Source organism: Moorena sp., from assembly GCF_982860115.1.
This window is the reverse complement of sequence record NZ_CEYLVT010000353.1, coordinates 3,613-5,246: the sequence shown is the minus strand read 5'-3', so window position 1 is coordinate 5,246 and position 1,634 is coordinate 3,613. Positions and strand designations below refer to the sequence as shown.

The window sequence follows — 1,634 nt, the reverse complement described above, 5'->3', positions numbered from 1 at the left end:
AATCGGGAATCGGGAATCGGGAATCGGGAATTGGGAATCGGGAATCGGGAATCGGAAAAAAATCTTCTAAGGGAGTGCAGTTTCTTCGACTGGACGTACAATTATTGGTGTATTACTTTGATCTGGATTAAAGATGGCATCAAGGGCCTCTTTTAGATTTTGAGCCATAATAATTTGGTTTTGATAAACCACAATAACTCGTACTAATGTTGGGAGACTATTTTGCTCAGCTTCTATATACAATGGCTCAACATACAGTAGCGATTGCTCGATGGGAATAACCAAAAGATTCCCCTGAACTGCTCTTGACCCTTTTTGATTCCATAAGGAAATTTGTTGAGAGATGACTGGATCTTGATTAATCAGAGCTTCAATTTGCTCTGGTCCATAAATTAGTTGTTGCTTGGGAAACTGATAAAGTAATAACTTGCCATATTGATCTCCATCAGAGCGACCAGCTAACCAACCAATTAAATTATTACGACCTGTAGGTGTATAGGGGTGGAGCAAGATAAATTCTTCTGATGTCTCCTTTTGCAGTTTCATGATAATGTAGTAAGGCTCTACTGGTTGAGATTTACCAGCATAAATTTCCTGGGGAATCCGCCACAAATCCTCTTGGTTGTAAAAGACCTGGGGGTCAGTCATGTGATATGATAACAACCGCTCAGATTGAATGTTAAATAGATCAATGGGGTAGCGCAGATGAGTCCGCAAGGTGGTGGGCATCTCATCCAGTGACTTGAAGAAATTCGGGAAAATCTTACTCCAGGTTTGAATAATCGGGTCTTCTGGATCAGCTATGTAGAAACTAACATCGCCATTGTAGGCATCAATAACCACTTTTACGGAGTTACGGATGTAGTTAAACTGGTTGTCACCTGGGTCGGCATAGGGGTAGCGATCGCTTGTGGTGTAGCCATCCACCATCCAGTATAGATAATTCTCATTGACCCCTGATTCGCTTTCAGAGGTATCAGCAATTACCAGGTAGGGGTCAGCGTCATAGCGTAAAAAGGGAGCGATCGCTTGAATCCTTTGCCGAATATTACGGCGGAACAGTAACTTTGTTTCGGGTGTGAAATTTCCAGTCAGTAACATCTGCCAGTCTTTGAGATACTGGGCAAACACTAACCGCCGCCAAAAGGAGTTTAGGCTAACACCATCAGTGCCATCGTAGGTGTTGTAAACGTTGTCGTCTCCACTGGGATAGTCTAATTCCTGAGTTTTGGTGGAGGTCATGATATAGTTATTGGTCAGTTCTCCGTAGTAAATCCGGGGTTGACCAATGGGGATACTATCACGAATCTCTGGAGAGGATGTATATAAGCTTCCTTTGGCTCCTTCATCTGCACCAGAACCGATGTCTTTAATAAAGTAATATGGCAATCCTCCTTCTCCTACCTGATTCACGGCAGAGAGGGTAAAGCCATAGCCATGGGTATAGACTAAGTGTTTGTTAACCCAGGTTTGTGCTTGTTTGGGCACAGCATCATAGTCTAATTCCCTTGCAGCAATCAGTACTTGTTGTTTTTGAGTTTGTGAAGGTTTTATCAGGGTTAAAGGTTGAAGGTTGTTTGGTTGAAGGTGATTGGGTTGAAGGTGATTGGGTTGAAGGTGATTGGGTTGAAGGT

General features: G+C 42.8%; 1 protein-coding gene. It reads right to left on the bottom strand.

The annotated features are described in order from the left end of the window. Positions 1-66: 66 nt before the first annotated feature. Positions 67-1,634 (bottom strand): UPF0182 family protein (locus AC4II3_RS31065; RefSeq protein ID WP_488016329.1); only part of this gene is annotated, 1,568 nt, incomplete at its 5' end.